We start from the raw sequence: 21,635 nt of genomic DNA on the forward strand, positions 1-21,635 counted from the left end.
ATTTCTGTGCAAACCATATCTGTGCACATACCAATATAGTTTGATTATCGGATAATCGCCACCAAAAGTTTAGCAACATTTACTAGAAAAAAAGAGACGTGTAAACGTCCCTTTAAATTTATCTTAAAATGTTATTCGCAATCCCCAACATCTGATCTGCATAGGAAACGGCTCTTGAATTCATTTGAAAGCTACGCTGTGTTGTCATTAAATCTGTCATTTCTTTCGTCAAATCTACATTAGAACCTTCAAGGAAACCAGATTGCACTCGTGCCTCACCTGGAATCATCATTCTAACAAAATCACCAATGTTGGCACCATTAGCCAATTGCGATGGATCAATAGCAAATTGGTTATCTCCCAAATTCTTAAGAATACTAGGATTAGAAATATCAACAATCCCTACTTGCTGCGCAGACATAAATGCTCCGCCTTGGCCATTTTTGTTCTTCAACTGAATTTGTCCGTCAGAAGCAAAACTTACATCATACTGATCATTAAGCTCAATAGGTGCTCCATTTTGATCAAGCAAATAACCGCCATTGGCATGGACTAGGTTGTAGCTTCCTGGATTATCTGTACTTGGGCTCAAGTGAAAATTCCCATCACGCGTATATCTTACTGTATCCACTCTACCTTCAGAAGAAACTCCCACCTGAAAGAATCCTTTCCCTTCTATCATCAAATCAAAAGGCTGACCGGTTTGCATCGCTTGACCTTGTTGCATATCAATTTGGGTCAAACCCGAGCGCACACCATAGCTTACACGAATGCCATCTGGAGTAAGTCGACCTGTTTCATTTTCAGGACGGGTTTGATTATTAATTTGATTCGCTAAAATTTCTGAGAAGCTGTGATCTCTTCTTTTATAGCCGGTTGTATTGACATTGGCAATATTATTTGAAGTTGTATCAAGCTTTTGCTGATACGTCTGCAAAGCACCGGAAGAGATAAATAATGAAGTATTCAAATTCCTCTTCTCCTATTCTAGTAATTTATTAGTTCATTTTCCCTACGGAATATAATTGTTCTAATGAAGTATTATAAGCACTAACGACTTTTTGATTCGCCTCATAACCACGCAATGTAAGCATCATTTCTGTCATCGTCTGCCCTGCATCCACATTGGACTGTTCAATAAAGCCTTGCTGCAGGGAAACCCCTGCGTTCGCCCCACCAAGTGGAATGACATTGTCAGATTGATAGACATTTCCACCCATACGGCGTAGGTCATTTGGATTTTCAACCATCGCCACACCAATTTGACCACCGATTCTAGTTCTCGCTGGGTCATTAGGGTATTCAATGATTTGACCGCCTGGATTAATCGCTATATTTTCCTTGCCCACACCATTTCTGATTTGGATAGGCTGATTATTTGCTCCTAGTACACGGTAACCTTCAGATGTTACGACATTTCCGTTTGCATCTAAATCCCATTTTCCGTTACGTGTATAACCGACCGTGCCATCTGGGAGTTGAACTGCAAAGAATGCTGATGGTTTTATTTGTCTGCCATTGATATCAACGGTTGGAATCCCTGAATCTTCAATTGCAACATCAAGCGGGTTATCTGATTGCACAAGTGTTCCCTGTGTGAAGCTAGGGACACGTTCTTGTGCATAGACTCCATTTGCTAGGACTCCAACCGGAACGGAACCTGGCATTTGCGGTCCTTTTCCGATTTTCTCCATGTCATTAATACGATTGAGAATAAGTTTCGGGAATGTACGAAGCATCGTATCATCCTTCTTATATCCCGGTGTTTGTGCATTGGCAAGATTATCTGATAGTGCTTCCTGTTTGCGTTCCAACGAAAACATACCTGAAGCTGCTGAATATAAACCTCTAATCATGCGTGAAACTCCTCCCTCATTTTGAAGCAAGCTGAAGGATGAAGGATACCTCTCCGACGCCCTTTTCTAACTTCCTTGCGATTTCATCTACGGTTAATCCCTGTTCATGTAAATCAAATATATCTTTATAGCGATCTGTTAAATGCAAATCAGGCTGTTTTTCGGTTTTCACTGCCTGCTTTAGAGATGCCTGAAGTGATTCCTCCAATGCCTTCCGTTCCACTTTCCAATTTGCGAATTCTGCCTTAATCTGTTCATGATAATATTCAGTTTGACCTTTTAGCTCAACGATTTCACGTGCAATTTTCTGTTGATTTTCGAGCAAATTTTGATAATAACGTTTCTGTGGATCAATATCCTTTTTCCCAGATTTTTTTGCAATCAAAATAAGGATTCCGATTAGATTGAGAGCTAAAAGTGTAATGATCAAATAATTTAACAAATAGTGTCATCCCCTCTGCTCTCAAGTATAAAGATTAATTAATAGTCCTTTAATTTCACCAATTTTATCTAATAACGATAAACCATTATTTTGCTGATTTAAAACTTGATCGGTTAATTCCATCAACTTCTTATCAAGGGTTTGGACGGTTTTTAGTGTTTTACTGCCGCCATAAGGATCCCAAGATTCTGTCTGATACAAACCAACGCCATTTTTCGTAACCTCACCCATGAACTTTTTTACTAAGTCTTTATATTTACGAAGTTCATTAAAAGTGGGGTTTTCACTTAATTGCTGGCCTTGTTTATCAATATCCTGGATCAGCTTTTGCATGTGATCCTGGGTGATTTCTTTTGTATAAGAGTTCATGATTTTTTGAAAAGATGCTGAATTGACAGACGACCGGTCGGAAACTGGCAGACGAGGTTCTGTCATATTCATTCTTACTGGTTCTTGAATTTTCAAGTAAAATTCACCTCATAATTGATGACACGCAAAAATAATCAAATATCATCAAAAAATATCAAAATATGTTGTAATTATACCCTATCCACATAAATATTTCATTAAAACAATCAAAAAAACCACTAGGAGATAAATACCAATAAAAATACTCTAACCATTTGGTTAGAGCACAAAATACTTATTCTTTAGTATAGTAAAAGGAATCCTTCGTGTGGACGGGGACAAATTTGCTATCGAATTTAGAAATAGATTCTGCATGACCTAAGAATAAGAATCCATCATCCTTCAGAATCGAATGAAAGTTTCCAATAATTTTTTCGATGATTTCATCGTTAAAATAAAACAGAACGTTTCGGCAAAAAATGAAATCCATTCCTGAAAATCTTGGATATTTATGATAATCGGTTAAATTAAAATATTCAAATGATACCATTTGTTTGATTTCTTTTTTCACTTCAAAGCCTGTTTCTGTTTCAATAAAGTACTTTTGGATATAATCTTTGTTATCTGGAAGGCGGCGAAAGGATAGAGAATTTTTTGGATAAAATCCTTTTTCCGCTTGTTCCAAAACCTTCTTATTAATATCTGATGCGATGATTCTTACTCGGTTCCCAGTTAACAGTTCCAGTTCATGGGCCAGTATCGCTAGAGAATAGGCTTCTTCACCAGTGGAACAAGGAATACACCATACCTTGATCTCTTTTCTTGTCTGTTGCTTAACCAATCTTTGAAATTCTTCTAGTTGGTTAAACTCCCTAAAAAAATAGGTTTCATTGATGGTAATATGTTCAACAAGTTTTTCCCATTCTTTTAAATCTCTATCAAGGATTGTCATATATGCCTTTAAACCTAACCCTAATTCCGTTAACCTTCGCGATACTTTCATTTCTAAGCTTTTGAGATTCGACGTAAAATCGATTCCACAAAAACTTCTTACTTTTAAAGCCAATTCAGATAGCTCGTTATTCACACAGTCTTCCCCTTTTTGAATTGTTCGATAAAACGCCTCTGCATCCGCTGCAGAAGCGTTTCATTTCTTACAATTATCTAAGTTTTAGGATTTGGTTATTTACTTCTGTTATTGCTTGGACAACTTCTCCGACTTCTTTCGTTTGCTTCTCGATACTGCCGTTTAGTTCTTCCGTTTGTTTTCGGACATTTTTAACCTCAGCAGCGATATCTTGTCCAAATTGTACTTGATCATTGGTTGCCACTTTCATTTGATCAACCATATCTTTCATTCGATTAATATTGCGGACAATTTCTTCAGCAGTTAATGCTTGCTCTTTCGTAGCATTGGTCACCGCACTAGATTGATTTGATACATTTTCAACCGCTTCAATAATGGCTTGGCTTCCTTTTGCTTGTTCCGCAGTAGCAATCGAGATTTGCTGGACCTGATCTTTTGTACTGAAGATTCCTTTTACCATTTCTTCTGCAGTAATCGATTGTTCTTTCGTTGAATATGTCATTTCAACTGCTTGTTTCTTTACATTTCCAACTACTTTTGTGATGATATCGCTATTTTTCGTCTGTTCTTCTGTAGCTTTCGCAATTTGACTCATTTCCATTGTCACTTGCGCGATTCCTTCAGTAATTTTCATAATCGCTTGATTGGTCTTGTCGGCCAATTGGTTTCCAATTGTTACTTTATCGGCACCTACTTTAATCGAGCTAACAGCTACAGTGGTTTCTTCTTGAATACCTTTAATAAGAGCTGCAATTTCCTTCGTTGCTTTTGCAGATCGTTCAGCGAGTTTACGTACTTCATCAGCTACAACCGCAAAACCTTTTCCGTGCTCTCCTGCTCTAGCTGCTTCAATTGCCGCATTGAGTGCTAGTAGATTGGTTTGTTCAGCAATATCATCAATCACTTCAATAATCGTTCCAATTTCTTTGGAGCTTTTTCCTAAGTTCTCGATTACTCCGCTTGCTTGGTCAATAACTTGAGATATTTCTTTCATTCCATTTAATGTTTCATTTAAAGCAGCTGTACCTTCAAGAGCATCAGCCTTAACTGAATTACTTAATTGGTTAACGGTTTGGGCACTCTCAGCAACCTGTTTAATCGAAACCACCATTTCATCAACCGTCTCAGATGTTTGTTCCGCTGAATCAGTCAAGCTAACCGCGTTTTCGCTTACACCCTTTATGGATTTACTCATTTCTTCAATTGCCGCAGAGAATTGTTCGACGCTTGCACTAACATGTCCGACATTTCCAGCTACTTGTTCAATCGAAGCCATCATTTCTTGAATCGCAGATGATGATTCTTCTGCAGATGCTGCTAAATGATCAGAACTACCTGCAACCAAATTAATCGACGCACTCATTTCTTCAATGGCTGCAGAAATCTCATCCACTCCTGAAGCTGTTTCATTCGTATTCCCTGCTACCTGTTGGATAGAGGCAACTAACTCGTGAACTGAGGTATTGGCTTTATTCATCGATTGGTCCAATACTTGGGCACTTGAAACGGTGTGATCAATGGATAGTTGGATATTATTGACTGCATTATTCATGCTTTGTGCTTCATTTACCACTGATGTTACAGATCGTGTTATTTTTCTAGTAATGTAGATAGCAATTAACACACAAATCAAGTAGACAGCAATTGAAATAATCATAATCAATGTCTTGGAGCTATCCACTTTTTTAATAGTGTCTTTAGAGGTATTTTTTACACCTTTTTGCATTTCTGTTTGAAGAATGTCTAATTTTTTTACGGCAGTTTCACCATAATTACCCATTGAACTAAATTCTTCGGCAAAACCTTCCATATCTTGATTATTCGATAGTTCTAATGCTTTTGGAATCGCTTCTTGATATTTAGATAATTGGAATTCAAATTCGTTTAATCTATTTTTGTGTGCATCCTCCACAAGTAACGGACGTAATTGGTCAACATTTTTTTTGATAATGTTTAAATCTTCTTGAATTAATTTTTCTGCTTCCATCTTATTGGTTTGCAGCGTTTCAGTCCCATGTTTAGCAACAAACAAACGCACTCTTGTCATATGTTCAACAAGATTATTAATCGTTTGCACTTTTTCCATTTCATCATTAGCTAAACGATCAACAGAACTAGACAAATTATTAAAACTGTTATACGAATTTATACTTAAAACTAGAATCATAGCCATCATACTGATAAAGAGAAACCATAATTTTAATTTCAAGGAAGCTTTTTTTAACATTACAAAATCTCCTCATTACTTGTTGTTAGTCTTCAATAGTACAGCAAGATTCTGTACAAGTGGTTTTAGAGGTTCAATGAATAGTACTAACATGCTTGGAAAAACAACTTTTACAAACAAATTATGAATAGATTTATTTCAGTTTTTCCACTTGTTTTCTCACGTTTGCCACTGCTATAACTACCTCTTCTGCTTCTTTAGACTGTGTTCCGATATTAGTATTTAAGTCATCTGTTTGTTTCTTAACATTCGTCACTTCAGTCGAGATTTCCTCACCATATTTTGCTTGATCATCTGCCGCAATCATGATTTGTTGAATCTTTTCCTTCATACTGCTAATATTGCGAACGATTTCTTCGGCAGTAAGGGCCTGTTCCTTGGTCGCATTCGTAACTGAGCTTGATTGATTGGTAACATTTTCGATTGCTTCAACGATGGCAAAGCTACCTTGAGCTTGTTCAGAAGTTGCAATCGAGATTTGCTGTACCTGATCCTTCATCACAGTTATACTTCTAACAATTTCTTCAGCGGTTAACGATTGTTCTTTTGTAGAGAAAGTCATTTCTTTTGCTTGTTTCGTTACATTTCCAACCGCATTAGTGATAAATTCACTATTCTGTGTTTGTTCTTCGGTTGCTTTAGCAATCTGATCCATTTCCACTGTTACTTTGGCGATACCCTCGGTTATTTTCTTAATCGCCAGATTGGTTTTCTCTGCTAATTCATTACCAACTTGTACTTTATCCGCCCCTTGTTGAATGGAGGATACGGCAACTACTGTTTCTTCTTGAATTCCTTTAATTAAGATTGCGATTTCCTTTGTCGCTTTCGCTGAGCGTTCCGCAAGCTTCCTTACTTCATCAGCAACAACAGCAAAACCTTTACCATGCTCGCCTGCACGGGCTGCTTCAATCGCTGCATTCAAGGCAAGTAGGTTGGTTTGATCAGCGATATCATCAATAACCTCAATAATACTGCCGATTTCCTTCGAGCTATTCCCTAGGCTTTCCATCACATTACTTGCTTGGCTAATGACCTGAGATATTTCTTTCATACCCTCTAACGTTTCGTTTAGTGAAACCGTTCCTTCTAGTGCATCATCCTTAACTAAGTTACTTAGATGATTCACTGTTTGCGCACTACTTGCCACTTGTTGAATCGAATCAACCATTTCCACTACCCGATTAGACGTTTGTTCTGCAGTTGTCGTTAATTCCACTGCATTTTCGCTTACCCCTTTAATCGAATGGCTCATTTCTTCAATCGCCGATGAAATTTCATCAACACTAATTCCAGCATTTCCTACCCCTAATGCCACTTGTTCAATGGAAGCCATCATTTCTTGAATCGCAGATGATGTTCCTTCCGCTGATGCCGACAATTGATCTGCACTGCCAGCTACAAGATTAATTGATGCACTCATTTCTTCTACTGCTGCCGAAATTTCGTCAACGCCTGAAGAGGTGACTTTCGTATTTTCTGCAACCTTTTGAATGGAGGACACTAGCTCAGTAACGGAATCGTTTACCTTCTCCATAGAAGTATCTAATACTTGAGCACTAACTGTATTTTGTTCAACAGACCTTTTAATTTCTGCAACAGAGTGCGTGGTAATATCAACGTTCTTAGAAACATTTCTAACAGACCGGCTAATGAGTCTAGTCATAAAGAAGGACACAAGGATACTGAAAAGTGCAGCAATCCCTGAAACGATAAGGATTTCTGCTGTAAATGTTTTTGAATCTTCCTTCGTTTCTGCGAGGTAGTCATTTGTGTTTTTATCAATTCCTTTAACTAATGCATTCAATGCCTGAATATTTTTTTCTCCAACAGGTGCAAGTGCCCCCATTCTTGCTCGAATGGTAGCTGGATCCACGTTGGCATCTCCGGAAGCTTTAATAAAGTCTTTCAGTGTTGAATCATACTTACCAAAGGACTCTGTAAATTCTGATAATAAAACTTTCTCTTCATTTGATGTGATAAGCTTTTCAAGCTCCTTCACCGTACTGCTAACCTTGCTGCTGTCTTGATTCACAGCCTTCTGTAAATTTTCTTTGTCAGTTGGAGTTCCTGCATAAGCCAGCTTCGTTGCATCTAAGCGTAATGTGATTACCTCTTCTTTCAAATGGCCAATTAACTCCCCTTTTGGCATTTGCGTGTTTCCAATATAATCAATATCATCACTTAAACTACGAATATTATTGTAAGAAACAAAGGTCAATGATGCGAAGAATAAAATAATAATAATATGGCTGCCCCATTGCTTTACATTCATCGAGATTTTTGCTGTATATTTACTCAACTAAACCCTCTCCTCAATCTTCATCCTAGTGCTTACTTAAGTTTTTTAATTTGGTAATTCACATTTCTAATCGCATTGACGACTTCATCCACTTCTTTGGTTTGGGTTTCAATGCTGATATTTACCTCTTCTGTTTGTTTCTGAACATTTTCAACCTCATTCGCAATGACATGACCATATTTTGCTTGATTATTTGTCGCAATCGTCATCTGACCAACCATTTCTTTCATGCTGTTGACATTAAGGACAATTTCTTCAGCGGTAAGCGCTTGTTCCTTTGTTGCATTTGTCACTGAAATCGTTTGATTGCTGACATTTTCGACTGCGTCAATAATGGCCCGTCCACCCTTCGCCTGTTCAGCTGTCGCAACAGAAATTTGTTGCACTTGAGCTTTTGCTTCGATGATTCCATCAACAAGGGATTCCGCGACAATCGACTGATCCTTAGCAACATTCGTCATGTCCATTGCTTGCTTCGTTACATTTTCAACAGCTTTTGTGATGACTGCGCTGTTCCTTGTTTGCTCTTCAGTCGCCCTGGCAATTTGATTCATTTCATCGGTAACGAGCGCAATACCTTCGGATATTTTCTTAATCGCTTCATCCGTTTTTTCCGCTAACTCATTGCCAATTTTCACTTTATCGGCCCCTTGCTTGATTGAGGTTACGGCATTCGCTGTTTCATCTTGAATTCCTTTTATGAGGCCGGCGATTTCTTTCGTTGCCATTGCAGAGCGTTCGGCTAGCTTCCGTACTTCATCAGCAACAACGGCAAATCCCCTACCATGTTCTCCAGCACGAGCTGCTTCAATGGCAGCATTTAAGGCTAATAAATTGGTTTGATCAGCAATATCATCAATTACTTCTATAATACTGCCGATTTCTTTTGAACTTTTTCCAAGCTTCGCCATCACATCACTTGCATGTTCCATCACTTGAGAGATGTCCACCATGCCATGTAAGGTTTCATTCAAGGCTGCGGTTCCTTCTTGTGCATCCTTTTTCACTGAGTGGCTAAGCTTATTAACAGTTTGGGCGCTTTCGGCCACCTGTTTAATGGAAATAACCATTTCTTCCACTGTTTCAGAAGTTTGTTCTGCCGTTTTGGTTAATCCAGCAGCATTCTCACTAACTCCTTTAATCGAGTCGCTCATTTCCTTGATTCTTTCTGAGAAAATTTCCACCTTTTGATTCACATTACTAGCATTGTTTGCTACTTGCTCAATCGATGCCATCATTTCTTGAATCGCCGAAGAGGACTCCTCTGCTGATGAGGCTAATTGACCAGTACTGCCTGCAACTAAGTTAATCGAAGCACTCATTTCTTCTACAGCAGCTGAAATCTCATCCATACTTGAAGCGGTATCATTTGTGTTACCTGCCACTTGCTGAATCGAAGCAACAAGGTCATTTACAGATTCACTAGCCTTGTTCATCGATTCCTCCAATTCCCTTGCACTGAAAGCCGTTTGCTCGATCGAAGATTTAATGGTTGTAACAGACTGTGTTGTGGAGTCTACATTTGTGATCACTTTGTATACCGAACGACCAATAAGTCTAGTAATCAAGAAGGAAATGACAATACTAAATAGCAATGCGACAAGTGATACGATTAGGATCTGAACCATGGAACTTGATGAATCCTGCTCCGATTTATGTAGGATCGCATCCGATTCTTTATTGATATCCACTGCAAGTTTATCTAGAGTAACTATCGTTGTAGTATTTAAGACCGTTATCAATCCCATTTGGGACTCGATCTTTTTAAAATCATTCGTTTTTGATACTTCAAAAAATGGAGGAAGTGCTTTCGCATATTTATCAAAATTCTGACTGAACGTATTTAATAGTTTTTTACCTTGGGCTGATTCTGTATGCTTTTCTAGTTCCTTAATATCCTTTCTTACTTTTGCAATATCAGCCTCGGTTAAGCTTTGAATCGTATTCTTATCCACTTCAATTTGTTTGAAAGCATGTCTGGCAGCATTTTGATTTATGGTTGAAACCTTATCTTTAATGCTGCCAATTAGTTCTATTTTTGGTACTTGAGTATTTCCGATAAACAAAATATTATCGCTTAATAGTTTGATATTCTTAAATGCAACAATCGATAACGAAGCAATTAACAAGATGATGATGATCTGACTACCCCATTGTTTAACATTCATTGAAAGTTTACTAGTAAATTTCCCCAAATTTGCTCGCTCCCCACATTACCGTAAATCATCTCGTATTTTTATTTAAGCTTTTCAATTTGCTTGTTCACACCGGTAATGGCATGGACTACAGCGTCAACTTCCTTCGTCTGTGTCTCTATGCTGCTATTTAATTCTTCAGTTTGTTTTTGAACATTTTTGATTTCACCAGCGATGTCTTGACCATATCGTGCCTGGTCCTTAGCAGCGACGGTCATTTGACTCACCATTTCTTTCATACTACTGATATTTCTAACAATTTCATCAGCCGTTAACGCCTGTTCTTTTGTTGCCTGTGTAACTGAGTTTGACTGATTGCTGACATTTTCAACTGCTTGAACAATCGCACGCCCACCCTTTGCTTGTTCTGCTGTGGCAATAGAGATTTGTTGTACCTGTTCTTTAGCATGAATGATGCCATTTACAAGGCTTTCTGCAACTGCTGACTGTTCTTTAGTAGAGTTCGTCATTTCCGTTGCTTGCACCGTTACATCCTCGACGGCTTTCGAAATAAATTCGCTGTTTTTCGTTTGTTCTTCTGTTGCTTTCGCAATTTGGTTCATCTCGACTGAAACTTGTTCAATACCATCGGTAATTTTCTTGATCGCCTGGTTCGTTTTTTCTGCCAATTGATTACCTATTTTAACTTGATCTGCCCCTTGATTAATCGAAGTAATGGCATCAGAAGTCTCAGCTTGAATTCCATTGATGAGGTTTGCAATTTCTTTCGTTGCTTTTGCAGAGCGCTCAGCAAGCTTTCGTACCTCATCGGCAACAACTGCAAAGCCTTTTCCATGGTCTCCGGCCCGAGCAGCTTCGATGGCTGCATTTAGTGCTAATAAATTCGTCTGATCGGCAATATCATCAATAACTTCGATAATGCTGCCAATTTCCTCTGAACTTTTCCCCAGTTTCGACATAACCTCGCTTGCACGATCGATAACGTTTGAAATGTTTTTCATTCCTGCCAAGGTTTCATTCAGTGAATCATTTCCTTCAAGGGCATCATTCTTTACTGTGTTGCTAAGCTCGTTAACCGTATGAGCACTGTCTGCAATTTGTTTAATGGAGACGACCATTTCTTCCACAGTTTCTGAAGTCTGGACTGCCGTTTGCGTTAAACTTACTGCATTTTCACTGACCCCTTTAATCGAATGGCTCATTTCTTGAATCCGAGTCGAGAATATTTCCACACTTTGATTGACATTGCCAGCATTCGATGCGACCTGTTCGATGGAAGCCATCATCTCTTCAATTGCTGATGAGGTTTGTTCCGCAGAAGAGGATAAATGATCCGCACTGCCTGCCACCAAGTTAATGGAGGCGCTCATTTCTTCCACTGCAGCAGAAATTTCATCGACACTGGATGCCGTGATACTTGTATTTCCAGCGACTTGATGAATCGATGCTACTAGTTCATTGACTGAGTCATTTGCCTTATTCATCGAAATCTCTAATTCCTGAGCACCTATGGAGGTGTTATCGACGGATTTCTTAATTTCAGTTACCGATTGGTTCGTAACCTCTACATTATTGACTACACCTTTAACTGTACGACGAATCACCCTCGTAGTGATGAATGCGATTAAAATACTAAAAAAGGCCGCTGCAATCGCAAGATAAAATACACGGTAATTAAAACCTTCTGCATTTTTCTCTGAATCTTTAATAATATCACTCGTATTTTTATCGATATACTTATCCAAATCATCCAGAGAGGTGGTTGTTTTTACTGCCAACGGATCGATAATCCCAGCAATTTTTTGTACCAACACATAATTATTTGTTTCAGATTCCTTAAAATATAGAGGTAAAATAGCCGCATATTCGTCAAAGCTCTTTTTAAAATTCCATAATAAATCCTGCTCTTGCTTCGTTAAGTTTAGTTTTTCAAGAGCTTCAATATTACCTTTGATGTCACCTATCTCTTCACTCACATTCAAGGCAATTTTATCCTTTTCTTCCCCGTCACGCTCATATGCATGTTTGACGGAATATTGGGCAATTCGTGTCACATCTTCTCTTAAATGCCCTAGCAATTCAATCTTTGGAACCTGTTTTTTGCCAACAAAGTACATATCATCAATAATATTGGTTACTCCTCGATAGGAAACCACCATAATAATAGCAATGAAAAATGTTATGATAATATAACTGCCCCATAGTTGAACTCCCATTGGGACCGTTCTAAATCTCCTAGACCCGCTGACAACGGATTTTTTCTCTCGTTTTTCATTTCGTTTCTTAAAGATATCACCTTTAAATTTTAGCTTTTTAAATTTCTTAATTGATAATTTACTTGACATTTTTCCAATGATTTTTTTCATAACAACCGCTCCCTGGCAACATTCAAATGAATGACGAACTATAGATTATTTTTTATTTCATTTAATTCATCGATATTGGTAGTGTCTTCTAAGAGCTTTTCGATGTCTAAAAGAATAATCAATCGCTCATCTAATTTAGAAATACCTGTAAGATACGAAGCATTTCTTGTTCCAAGCAGGTTAGGCTGCTGAATCGTATCCGCAGAAATATCAAGTACATCAGTGGCAGCATCGACGACAAGCCCAACTTCTTTATCCTGAACTTGAACAATGATAATACGAGCTGAATCTTTTTTCTGAAAAACTCCACCTTTAAGCGCTTCACGTAGGTCCACTACTGGTGTCACGATATTTCTTATTGAAGTTACTCCTAAAACATGTCGCGGGCGATTGGGAAATGGTGTAATTTCCTGCATTCGTTCAATGGATACAACTTGATTGATTTGAACGCCGAATTCTTCTTGGCCCACTTTAAAAATAAGCGTTTTATTTTCTTGAGTTAGCATTTGTCCCATCTTTCACTCCTTCATTTTCTAAATGAAAAAATCGGGTTGATCATTCCATTCAAAAAACTAAAACTCAGTAGCTTTCATTAACTCCGCTAATTTTAAAATCATGATCAAACGACCATTAATTTTGGCAATTCCGCCCAAATAATCAAAATCATAACCACTTGTGGATGGAGATTCAATATCTTCATCCGCTACATCAATCACGTCACTTGTTTGATCAACAATTAAACCTAGCTCCATCTCTTCGTACTTCGTGATAATAATCCGTGAATTTTCAGATTGATTCGCTTCTCCAAGATTTAACTTACTACGAAGATCAATAATCGGGGTCACATGACCGCGAAGATTGATCACTCCTTTTACATATGCAGGAGCGTTCGGAACCCTCGTAAAACGAAAGACTCTTTCAATTGACTGGACATGGGTAATATCCAGTCCATACTCCTCTTCTCCTAACTTAAATGCCACTATTTTTACTAATCCCATAGTGATCATCCCTCTCTCTATTTAATAAACTGGTTCGGATCGATGATTAAAGCAACATCACCATTTCCAAGTATCGTTGCACCAGAAATCGCAAAAAGATTTGTTAAATAGCCACCTAAAGACTTAAGAACTACCTCTTGTTGTCCGATTACAGAGTCAACAACTAAACCAACTGTCTTATTTCCTTTGCGAACAAGAACCATATACAGTTGTTTTTGTTCTGTTTCTTCCACTCCTGGCACGTCAAAGGCTTCACCCAAAAAGACTAACGGGACAACGTTCCCTCGGAATTGGATGACTCTTTGCCCGTGGAGTTGATAAATTCCATCCTTTGACAACGTAGTAATTTCGACGATCGAACTGAAAGGAATGGCATACGTTTCCTCTTCCACTTTTACTAACATTGCATAAATAATCGATAAAGTTAATGGAAGTTGAATGCGGAAAACCGAACCTTGTCCCTCAGTCGAGTCAATCGTGATTACGCCGCCAAGTGACTCAATTTTTGTCTTAACAACATCCAGTCCAACACCACGTCCAGAAATATCAGAAATTTTATCCGCTGTACTAAAACCTGAGGAGAAAATTAATGAATAAACTTGTTGATCCGATAATAGCTCTGCTTCCTCTTGAGAAACGACGCCACGCTCGATGGCTTTGCTTAGTACTTTGTCACGATTAATCCCTTTTCCGTCATCTACAACTTCAATAAACACATGGTTACCGCTGTGGTAAGCCTTCAAAAGAATCGTACCTTCAGCTGGTTTATTTTTCGCAAGTCTTTCTTCTGTCGACTCTAATCCATGGTCTAATCCGTTTCGCAATAAATGGACTAATGGATCCCCAATTTCATCAATGACGGTACGATCTAATTCTGTCTCTGCCCCTTCGACAACTAGATTCACTTTCTTATTCAGGTCTTTTGCAAGATCTCGAACCATACGCGGGAATCGATTAAATACCGTCTCAACAGGGACCATTCGCATGTTTAAAATTAACCCTTGTAGGTCTGTCGATATCCGAGCCATATGCTCCACTGTTTCACTTAAATCGGTTAATTGAGATTTCCTTGAAATCTGTTCTAACCTGCCTCTATCAATTATTAATTCACTAAATAGATTCATTAATTGGTCAAGTTTCTCAATATCCACACGGATCGATTTTGATCTCTGAACTTTTTTGATAGGAGCAGGATTTTCTTTCCCATTATTTTGATTCGTTCCTTCTTTTTTTTCATCCACTGGTGCAGGTGTTGGGACTGCAGATGCTGACTCTTGTAAACTAGCTTCTACAACTAACACTTCACTTACTTCAGAAACATTGCTCAAATGTTTTTGAACTTCTTCTATTGCACGATGAGTGACAATGACTAACGTAAAGGAACCATCAAATTTATCCTCTTCAATTTGTTCTACTGAAGGATTTGACTGGATAATTTCTCCTAGTTCTTCTGCATTCTGAAAAACCATATAGGCACGAACCGACCTCATTAAACAGCCTTCATCCAACGTGACCTTAACTTGATATACGTTATTTCCTGTATTTTTTGCTTCTTTTATGATGGTGGTTAAATATTCATCCATCACTAATTCAGCCGTTGCTGCCACCTCTTGGGCTGCAGTCGTAATCTCTAAATTCCCAGAAAAAGATGGGTCTTGGATATTTGTCAGCATTGTGACAATGTGGCTCACGTTTTCCTTACCATCTCCACCTTGAATAATGTTATCGACCATTTTTTCAATTAGATCAATACACTTAAAAATTACATCCATAATATCGGATGAAATGGATAGTTTTGAATTTCTGACTAAGTCAAGGACATTTTCCATCTCATGAGTCAATGAAGCAAGATCTTCAAAACCCATCGATGCCGCCATCCCTTTAAGTGTGTGAGCCGAGCGGAAAATTTCGTTAACAATTGGTATATTATCAGGATCCGATTCCAATAGTAACAATTGGTCGTTGATTGCTTGTAGGTGTTCTTTCGCTTCTTCAATAAATATTTCCAAATAATTATTAAAATCCATTTTAAACTCCCCTTGCTAAATAGCATACAAAGTAGTCACTAGGACATTGGTAGCATTAATAAATTTATGTCTATTTTACCATATTCTTCGATTCAAAAGTCTGAATAATTTTGATAGTTTTATGGTTTTTGGTTAAATTAATAAATTTTGATATTGCGATATTAGGATGAACAATATTATAAAAACGTTCATCAGAAAATATCTACAAAAAAAGCGAGAGTACCCGGAAAAACTACCCTATCCAATACCTCTCGCTTTACCTATATTATTTTATTGCCATCAATATCTGATAAGTTTTGTTTGCTGCTCTCTTAAGTTAATTTCTATCCTAGTACTCTCTTAATCGAATCCATTACACGATCCGCATTAAAAGGTTTAACAACGAAATCTTTTGCTCCAGCTTGGATCGCCTCTAAAACCATCGGCTGCTGGCCCATTGCTGAACACATGATAATGTTTGCTTGTGGATATGCAGCTTTGATTTCCTTTACTGCCGTAATACCATCCTTTTCAGGCATTGTGATATCCATCGTTACTACGTCTGGCATTAATTCCTTATATTTTTCAATAGCGTCTTGGCCATTTACAGCTTCTCCTGCAACTTCAAGACCATTCTTTGTTAAAATGTCCTTTAACATCATACGCATAAATGCTGCATCATCTACGATTAATACCCGTGTCATAGTTATTTCCTCCTATTTCTATGTTAATTAATGTCTAATTCGTCATTTTTGATAAACGATCCCCTGGGCTAATGATATCCGTAATCCGTACACCGAAGTTCTCTTCGATAACTACGACCTCTCCTCTTGCAATCAATTTTTGATTTGCAAGAATATCGACAGGCTCACCAGCCAACTTATCTAATTGAATCACAGCTCCAGGTCCTAATTCAAGGATTTTCCTAATTTTCATCTCTGTACGACCCAATTCAACGGTAATTCCAAGTGGAATATCAAATAACATATCGAGTGTCCCAGGTTTTGCAGTTGAATTTGCGGGCTCAGAGAAATTAGTGAACTCCACTTTTTGCACATTCGTATTGACCGGAGCAGGACTTGAACTTGGTGCATTCACGCTGCTTTCGTACGAAGGTGCAGGCGGTGCAGCTTGTACCGGCTGATTGCTTTCATAGGCAGGTGCTGGAGTTTGATGTGTCGCTTGTCTTTGAGCCGCTTCTGCTACTGGTGCAGGTTGTGCAGGACTGCTTACTTCAGGCTCTGCCGTACCAAGGATTTTGCCAATCATATCCTTTGCGAAAGATAAAGGAATAAATTGAATCATATTAGAATCAATAAGGTCTCCAACTTTCAAGCGGAAGGAAACTTCGATAATAATTTCGTCTTCAAGATCCTCCAATTGTTTTGGTGGAAAACCAAGAACATCTAGAAATGGTGGAGAAATATCCACTTTTTGGTTGAAGATGGTCGACATCGAAGTTGCTGCTGAACCCATCATCTGGTTCATTGCTTCTTGTACAGCACTCAAATGAAGCTCTGATAATTCCTCTTCTAACTGGGTACCATCGCCGCCCATCATCAAGCTGGCAATGACTTTTGCATCTCTTTCTTTTATCATGAAAAGATTTTTCCCACGGATGCCAACTGTATAATCTACATGCACGGCTACATGGTTTTCTTCAATTACCTCTTCCATTCGATCATGTTCAATGACAGATAGAATTGGCGTTGTTATTTCCACCCGTTGGTTAAGAAGGGTAGAGAGTGCAGTTGTTGAACTTCCTAAAGATATATTTCCAATCTCTCCTAATGCATCTTGCTCTAAAGAGCTTAAATAGTCACTGATGGACAACAATGCAGGTTTAGAAGCGGTTTGATTGAATAATGCATTGATCTCTTCTTGTGAAAGAATACCTTCAGCCATCTTATAGATCATCTCCTTCCGTTTGGATTACTTGTTCAACCTGTACGGCATATCGTCCATTTTGCAGTCCAGGATTTCCAAGAAATCTTGTCAAATTTCCGACTTTTACTTGAAGCTTACCCGTTTCAATTCCAATCACATCTCCGACCTGTAGGTTGACAATATCCGAAACGGATAAAGTTGCTCTGCCGAGTTCAGCGATGACAGGTACTCCAACGTTATCAAGTTTTTCCTTAATTTTATCCTGTTCAGGTGCGGATGTTTTTGTCATCGATGACAGCCATTGATGCGTCGATAATTTAGGCAGAACAGGTTCAACGACTAAGTGTGGTAAACAAATCGTCACCCTGTCTGTAACGTCCCCGATCGTTGTTTTTAAGGCAATAATAATAACCGTGTCATTTTGCGAAGCAAGTTGAATAAATTGTGGATTCGTTTCAACCGCCTCTGATTTAACTTTAATTTCTTCAATGTTTTTCCAGGCATCCTCGTACATTTCAGCTGCACGATTGATAATTTTTTGCAACAGGACCATTTCGATTTCCGTTAAATCTCCGCTTCTCGCTAAAGAACCACCTTGTCCTCCTAGCAACCGTTCTAAAACGGCAAAGGCAATATTTGGATTGATTTCCATTGCCATTTTTGCTTCCATTGGCTTCACATCAAATACATTGACGATCGTTTTCGATGGGATTGAAGCAATAAATTCGTGATAAGGTACCTGATCGACCAGATCGATTTCTATTTGGACAAACGTCCTTAGTCGAGCAGAAAGTTGTGTAGACATCAAACGTGTGAAGCTCTCATGAATCCTCATGATACTACGCAATTGCTCTTTCGAATAGCGCATGGCCCGCTTGAAGTCATATAATTTTACAGTATCTTTCTCTTCTGTTACGTCGGATGCCTGCAGCTCGCCATTATTTAAGGCTGATAACAGTGCATCGATTTCTTGTTGCGATAGTACATCTGCCAAAAAGCATCCCCCTAACTCTTCCATGAGTTATTAAGTCATTTTTGCATTTGAAATAAAACGAGGCTGTAATCAGCATCATTTTATTTCAAGAGATGATTGTCTGATTACTTCATCTTATTATCGTTTTAAGTTAACAACCTCTTCTAAAATCGAATCAGATGTTGTGATGGTTCTAGAGTTTGCTTGGAATCCACGTTGAGCAATAATCATTTCTGTAAATTCTTCGGTTAAATCAACGTTGGACATTTCCAACACACCAGCATTAATTTGACCTCCGCTATTATCCTCAATTCTTCCAATCAATGCCGCACCGGAGTTCCCTGTTTCCATGTACATGGTGTTACCAATTTTATTTAGACCGTTTGGATTGGAAACTACTGCTGTAGCTAAAGAAATGTTATCGTGGTCTGTAGTACTATTTTCAGCATTTAAATAGTACTGTCCATAAAGTGGATCAGTTGGATCAGAGTTTAATGCAAGTTTACCAATATTTCCGCCTTCATCAACGATATTAATAAAACCATTAGCATCGATGGAATAGGAAGTAATTCGTTTTGACACAATTTGATCAGTAGTTCCACCATTTCCATCATCTACTTGGATCACTTCGTTAACAGTATTAATATTAATAGGAAGTTGAGTAGCTGCTCCAGTTACATCCTTTGAAATCCCATTGACCATGAATCCATTAGAATTAACTAAATTTCCAAGTGCATCTCGAGTGAAATTACCTGCTTTTGTTAAGTAATTTGCCCCACCCGCTTCTGGAGTAACAACAAAGAATGCATCCCCATCAATCGCTAAATCCGTGCCAACACCAGTAGTCATCGGGCTACCTGGTGTATGGATTGTATCAATCGATCCAATCTTAGTCCCTAGTCCTACTTGCTTTGGGTTGATACCTCCGCTTTGTGCCGTTGGTGCAGTAGCTCCGGCAATATTTTGATTAATAATATCTTGGAACATGACACGGCTTTTCTTGAAACCAATTGTATTTACATTCGAAATATTATTACCAATCACATCTAATTTTGTTTGAAAGCCTTTCATCCCAGAAACGCCAGAGTATAGTGATTTTAACATTCTATCTTCCCCCGATTGTGTAAGTTTGATTTATTTCGATTCAGCATTTACCTATTTAATTTCTGTCACATAATCTGCAGGAACTTTTTCATTCCCTACTAAATAAAAATAATTTCCATCTTGAGTCGAAACACCTTTAACCACACCAGTAATCGGTGCAGTTGCTCCGTCTGGAGTCCAACTGATTTCTTTTCCAATTATCGCAGCATGATTACTCATTTGATTACCAGCAAATTTTTCAAATGCCTTATTTAAGTTGGTCATTTGTTCTAATGAACTAAAGGTAGCCATTTGAGCAATAAAATCCTTATCTTGCAACGGACTGGAAGGGTCCTGGTGTGCTAATTGGGTTGTTAATATTTTGAGAAAATCATCTTTCCCTAACATACTTTTCTGTTCAAACGATTTTACATTATTAATTGAATTATTTTTCGTTACAGCGGCGATATCAATCCAATTACTCATTCACCTATCCACTCCTTACTATGCAGTAAAATCAATCCGTGGAGCACTCTTTATCATCGCTCCGCCATAAGTGGCCATTTTTGTCTCAACTGGACTTAAAACATCCATTGTTCCATGATCATTTTCGTGTTGTTTTTTTGAGCCTTCCTCAGACGAATCCGCAGATTGTCGTTTGTCCGAATGAGAAGTGTCTTGAGAAAAGGACTGTGGCTGATTATTTTGATTTAAATCGAATGATTGCGGTGTTTGCTGGACTACATCTAATTTTTGAACGGTTAGGCCCTGTTGTGTCAGTGCTTGTTTAAGCTGTTGAAGCTGAGCTTCCAGCGCTTCTTTTGCGACATTTGTATCTGCTAAAATTTGCGCCGAAACTTCGCCATTTTGAACGGTGAGTTTGACCTCGATTTGACCTAAATGGTCGGGTGATAACAAAAATTTCGCTTCCGTACTGCCATTCTGATTATGAAAAATCCGCATATAACTTCCCACAAAGTCACTTACCTCTGGTACAAAATCATTCACTGACATCGTTGGCAGAGATTGCTGTTCATTCGTTGAACTCCAGCTCTTATTCCCTTGAATCTGTTGATCCGTACTAATAAACACTGAACCGTTTGTATGGACAGGTTCATTTACAAAATCTTGATTAAATCGACCATTTTCATTCTGCGTAATATTTCGGTTACCTTCAGGTGAAAATAATACTAAATTTTTATCTAAACTTAACAGCACATTTGTTTCTGGGCTGTCGATTTGTTTTATATTATCAAATTCGTTCAAAACAAGTTGAAGTTTGTCTTCAATATTATTAAGAATCGAACTATTCTTTTCATTGGGTTTAATTTCATTCATTAAATTTGCTAATTTCTGAATGAGTTGAATTTCATTTTCATTTGTTGAAGTTGGTTCATTTAAACCATCGAGTTTTTGTAACCAACGAGCTAAATCCTGTCCAATTTTTTCAGCGTTTTGCTGAAGTTGATTTAATTGGTTGTTTGGATTAAATACATGAGATGATGGCTCAGTCTCATTCTTCTCTAATGACTGTTGTAATGATTGAAGCAATTCAACCATTGAAGTTAATAGAGAATCAAGCTGTTGCAAATCCTCTTCGTCCAATTCAGCAGGATCAATGATCGTATTACTAACTTCAGAATCACCTTGTATATTAGTTGTTTCTAATTGCTCAGATTGTTGTCCTAACAAATTAAACATCGCTAATACCTGATTGAAGGAATTAACTGAAGCATCATTTGGTTTATTTGATTTTGTCTTTCCACTATCAGCAAGCGAAGTTTGATTTATTTTGATTTGGATTTGAGAGATATCCAAAAAACTTCCTCCTATCATGGATCTCTATCGTCAATATTTTTCATTATAACTCAATAATGATTATTCGTCATCGACTTTTTGAAATA

Annotated in this window: 18 protein-coding genes; all 18 read right to left on the reverse strand. The window is 38.0% G+C overall.

Annotated elements, in window-relative coordinates:
- Window positions 1-118: 118 nt before the first annotated feature.
- The 18 genes from ACWM35_RS00235 to ACWM35_RS00320 all read right to left on the reverse strand — a co-directional run bounded on the left by ACWM35_RS00235 (window position 119) and on the right by ACWM35_RS00320 (window position 21,549).
- Window positions 119-970: a flagellar hook-basal body protein gene (locus ACWM35_RS00235; protein ID WP_454814339.1), complete on the reverse strand. Its 852-nt coding sequence runs from the start codon at window positions 968-970 to the stop codon at window positions 119-121.
- A gap of 28 nt (window positions 971-998) precedes the next feature.
- Window positions 999-1,856, reverse strand: coding sequence for a flagellar hook-basal body protein (locus ACWM35_RS00240; protein WP_454814341.1), 858 nt, complete (start codon window positions 1,854-1,856; stop codon window positions 999-1,001).
- 16 nt (window positions 1,857-1,872) lie between these two features.
- Window positions 1,873-2,298 carry a DUF6115 domain-containing protein gene (locus ACWM35_RS00245; RefSeq protein WP_454814343.1) on the reverse strand — a complete coding sequence of 142 codons (426 nt, stop codon included), beginning with the start codon at window positions 2,296-2,298 and terminating at the stop codon, window positions 1,873-1,875.
- A gap of 21 nt (window positions 2,299-2,319) precedes the next feature.
- On the reverse strand, window positions 2,320-2,763 hold the full coding sequence (locus ACWM35_RS00250; protein ID WP_454814345.1) for a YaaR family protein: 444 nt from the start codon (window positions 2,761-2,763) through the stop codon (window positions 2,320-2,322).
- Window positions 2,764-2,941: 178 nt separating this feature from the next.
- Window positions 2,942-3,733 carry a CheR family methyltransferase gene (locus ACWM35_RS00255; protein ID WP_454814347.1) on the reverse strand — a complete coding sequence of 264 codons (792 nt, stop codon included), beginning with the start codon at window positions 3,731-3,733 and terminating at the stop codon, window positions 2,942-2,944.
- A 73-nt stretch (window positions 3,734-3,806) separates the two neighbouring features.
- Complete coding sequence (locus ACWM35_RS00260; protein WP_454814349.1) at window positions 3,807-5,960, reverse strand: methyl-accepting chemotaxis protein; 2,154 nt, start codon at window positions 5,958-5,960, stop codon at window positions 3,807-3,809.
- Between the two features lie 133 nt (window positions 5,961-6,093).
- Window positions 6,094-8,262, reverse strand: coding sequence for a methyl-accepting chemotaxis protein (locus ACWM35_RS00265; protein ID WP_454814351.1), 2,169 nt, complete (start codon window positions 8,260-8,262; stop codon window positions 6,094-6,096).
- 32 nt (window positions 8,263-8,294) lie between these two features.
- Complete coding sequence (locus ACWM35_RS00270; protein WP_454814353.1) at window positions 8,295-10,457, reverse strand: methyl-accepting chemotaxis protein; 2,163 nt, start codon at window positions 10,455-10,457, stop codon at window positions 8,295-8,297.
- A 41-nt stretch (window positions 10,458-10,498) separates the two neighbouring features.
- Window positions 10,499-12,784, reverse strand: coding sequence for a methyl-accepting chemotaxis protein (locus ACWM35_RS00275; protein ID WP_454814355.1), 2,286 nt, complete (start codon window positions 12,782-12,784; stop codon window positions 10,499-10,501).
- A gap of 38 nt (window positions 12,785-12,822) precedes the next feature.
- On the reverse strand, window positions 12,823-13,299 hold the full coding sequence (locus tag ACWM35_RS00280) for a chemotaxis protein CheW (RefSeq protein ID WP_454814357.1): 477 nt from the start codon (window positions 13,297-13,299) through the stop codon (window positions 12,823-12,825).
- Between the two features lie 57 nt (window positions 13,300-13,356).
- Window positions 13,357-13,782 carry a chemotaxis protein CheW gene (locus ACWM35_RS00285; protein WP_454814359.1) on the reverse strand — a complete coding sequence of 142 codons (426 nt, stop codon included), beginning with the start codon at window positions 13,780-13,782 and terminating at the stop codon, window positions 13,357-13,359.
- Window positions 13,783-13,799: 17 nt separating this feature from the next.
- Window positions 13,800-15,809 (reverse strand): chemotaxis protein CheW, encoded by a 2,010-nt coding sequence (locus ACWM35_RS00290; protein ID WP_454814361.1) that lies wholly within the window; start codon window positions 15,807-15,809, stop codon window positions 13,800-13,802.
- Between the two features lie 323 nt (window positions 15,810-16,132).
- Complete coding sequence (locus ACWM35_RS00295; protein WP_454814363.1) at window positions 16,133-16,492, reverse strand: response regulator; 360 nt, start codon at window positions 16,490-16,492, stop codon at window positions 16,133-16,135.
- A 34-nt stretch (window positions 16,493-16,526) separates the two neighbouring features.
- Window positions 16,527-17,693 (reverse strand): flagellar motor switch phosphatase FliY, encoded by a 1,167-nt coding sequence (gene fliY / locus ACWM35_RS00300; protein ID WP_454814365.1) that lies wholly within the window; start codon window positions 17,691-17,693, stop codon window positions 16,527-16,529.
- A gap of 1 nt (window position 17,694) precedes the next feature.
- Window positions 17,695-18,669 carry a flagellar motor switch protein FliM gene (gene fliM, locus ACWM35_RS00305; protein ID WP_454814367.1) on the reverse strand — a complete coding sequence of 325 codons (975 nt, stop codon included), beginning with the start codon at window positions 18,667-18,669 and terminating at the stop codon, window positions 17,695-17,697.
- Between the two features lie 117 nt (window positions 18,670-18,786).
- A complete protein-coding gene (locus tag ACWM35_RS00310; protein WP_454814368.1) occupies window positions 18,787-19,752 on the reverse strand; it encodes a flagellar hook-basal body complex protein in 966 nt (321 codons plus the stop codon).
- Window positions 19,753-19,803: 51 nt separating this feature from the next.
- A complete protein-coding gene (flgD, locus tag ACWM35_RS00315) occupies window positions 19,804-20,217 on the reverse strand; it encodes a flagellar hook assembly protein FlgD (protein ID WP_454814370.1) in 414 nt (137 codons plus the stop codon).
- Between the two features lie 18 nt (window positions 20,218-20,235).
- Window positions 20,236-21,549: a flagellar hook-length control protein FliK gene (locus ACWM35_RS00320; RefSeq protein ID WP_454814372.1), complete on the reverse strand. Its 1,314-nt coding sequence runs from the start codon at window positions 21,547-21,549 to the stop codon at window positions 20,236-20,238.
- Window positions 21,550-21,635: the final 86 nt, after the last annotated feature.

It is taken from the genome of Neobacillus sp. K501 (genome assembly GCF_053749995.1).

Bases quoted from the DNA above. Each gene is read 5' to 3' on its own strand.
- ACWM35_RS00240 (WP_454814341.1), bottom strand. From the start codon at position 1,856: ATGATTAGAGGTTTATATTCAGCAGCTTCAGGTATGTTTTCGTTGGAA.
- ACWM35_RS00260 (WP_454814349.1), bottom strand. From the start codon at position 5,960: ATGTTAAAAAAAGCTTCCTTGAAATTAAAATTATGGTTTCTCTTTATC.
- ACWM35_RS00275 (WP_454814355.1), bottom strand. From the start codon at position 12,784: ATGAAAAAAATCATTGGAAAAATGTCAAGTAAATTATCAATTAAGAAA.
- ACWM35_RS00280 (WP_454814357.1), bottom strand. From the start codon at position 13,299: ATGGGACAAATGCTAACTCAAGAAAATAAAACGCTTATTTTTAAAGTG.
- ACWM35_RS00285 (WP_454814359.1), bottom strand. From the start codon at position 13,782: ATGGGATTAGTAAAAATAGTGGCATTTAAGTTAGGAGAAGAGGAGTAT.
- ACWM35_RS00290 (WP_454814361.1), bottom strand. From the start codon at position 15,809: ATGGATTTTAATAATTATTTGGAAATATTTATTGAAGAAGCGAAAGAA.
- ACWM35_RS00295 (WP_454814363.1), bottom strand. From the start codon at position 16,492: ATGACACGGGTATTAATCGTAGATGATGCAGCATTTATGCGTATGATG.
- fliY (WP_454814365.1), bottom strand. From the start codon at position 17,693: ATGGCTGAAGGTATTCTTTCACAAGAAGAGATCAATGCATTATTCAAT.
- ACWM35_RS00310 (WP_454814368.1), bottom strand. From the start codon at position 19,752: ATGTTAAAATCACTATACTCTGGCGTTTCTGGGATGAAAGGCTTTCAA.
- flgD (WP_454814370.1), bottom strand. From the start codon at position 20,217: ATGAGTAATTGGATTGATATCGCCGCTGTAACGAAAAATAATTCAATT.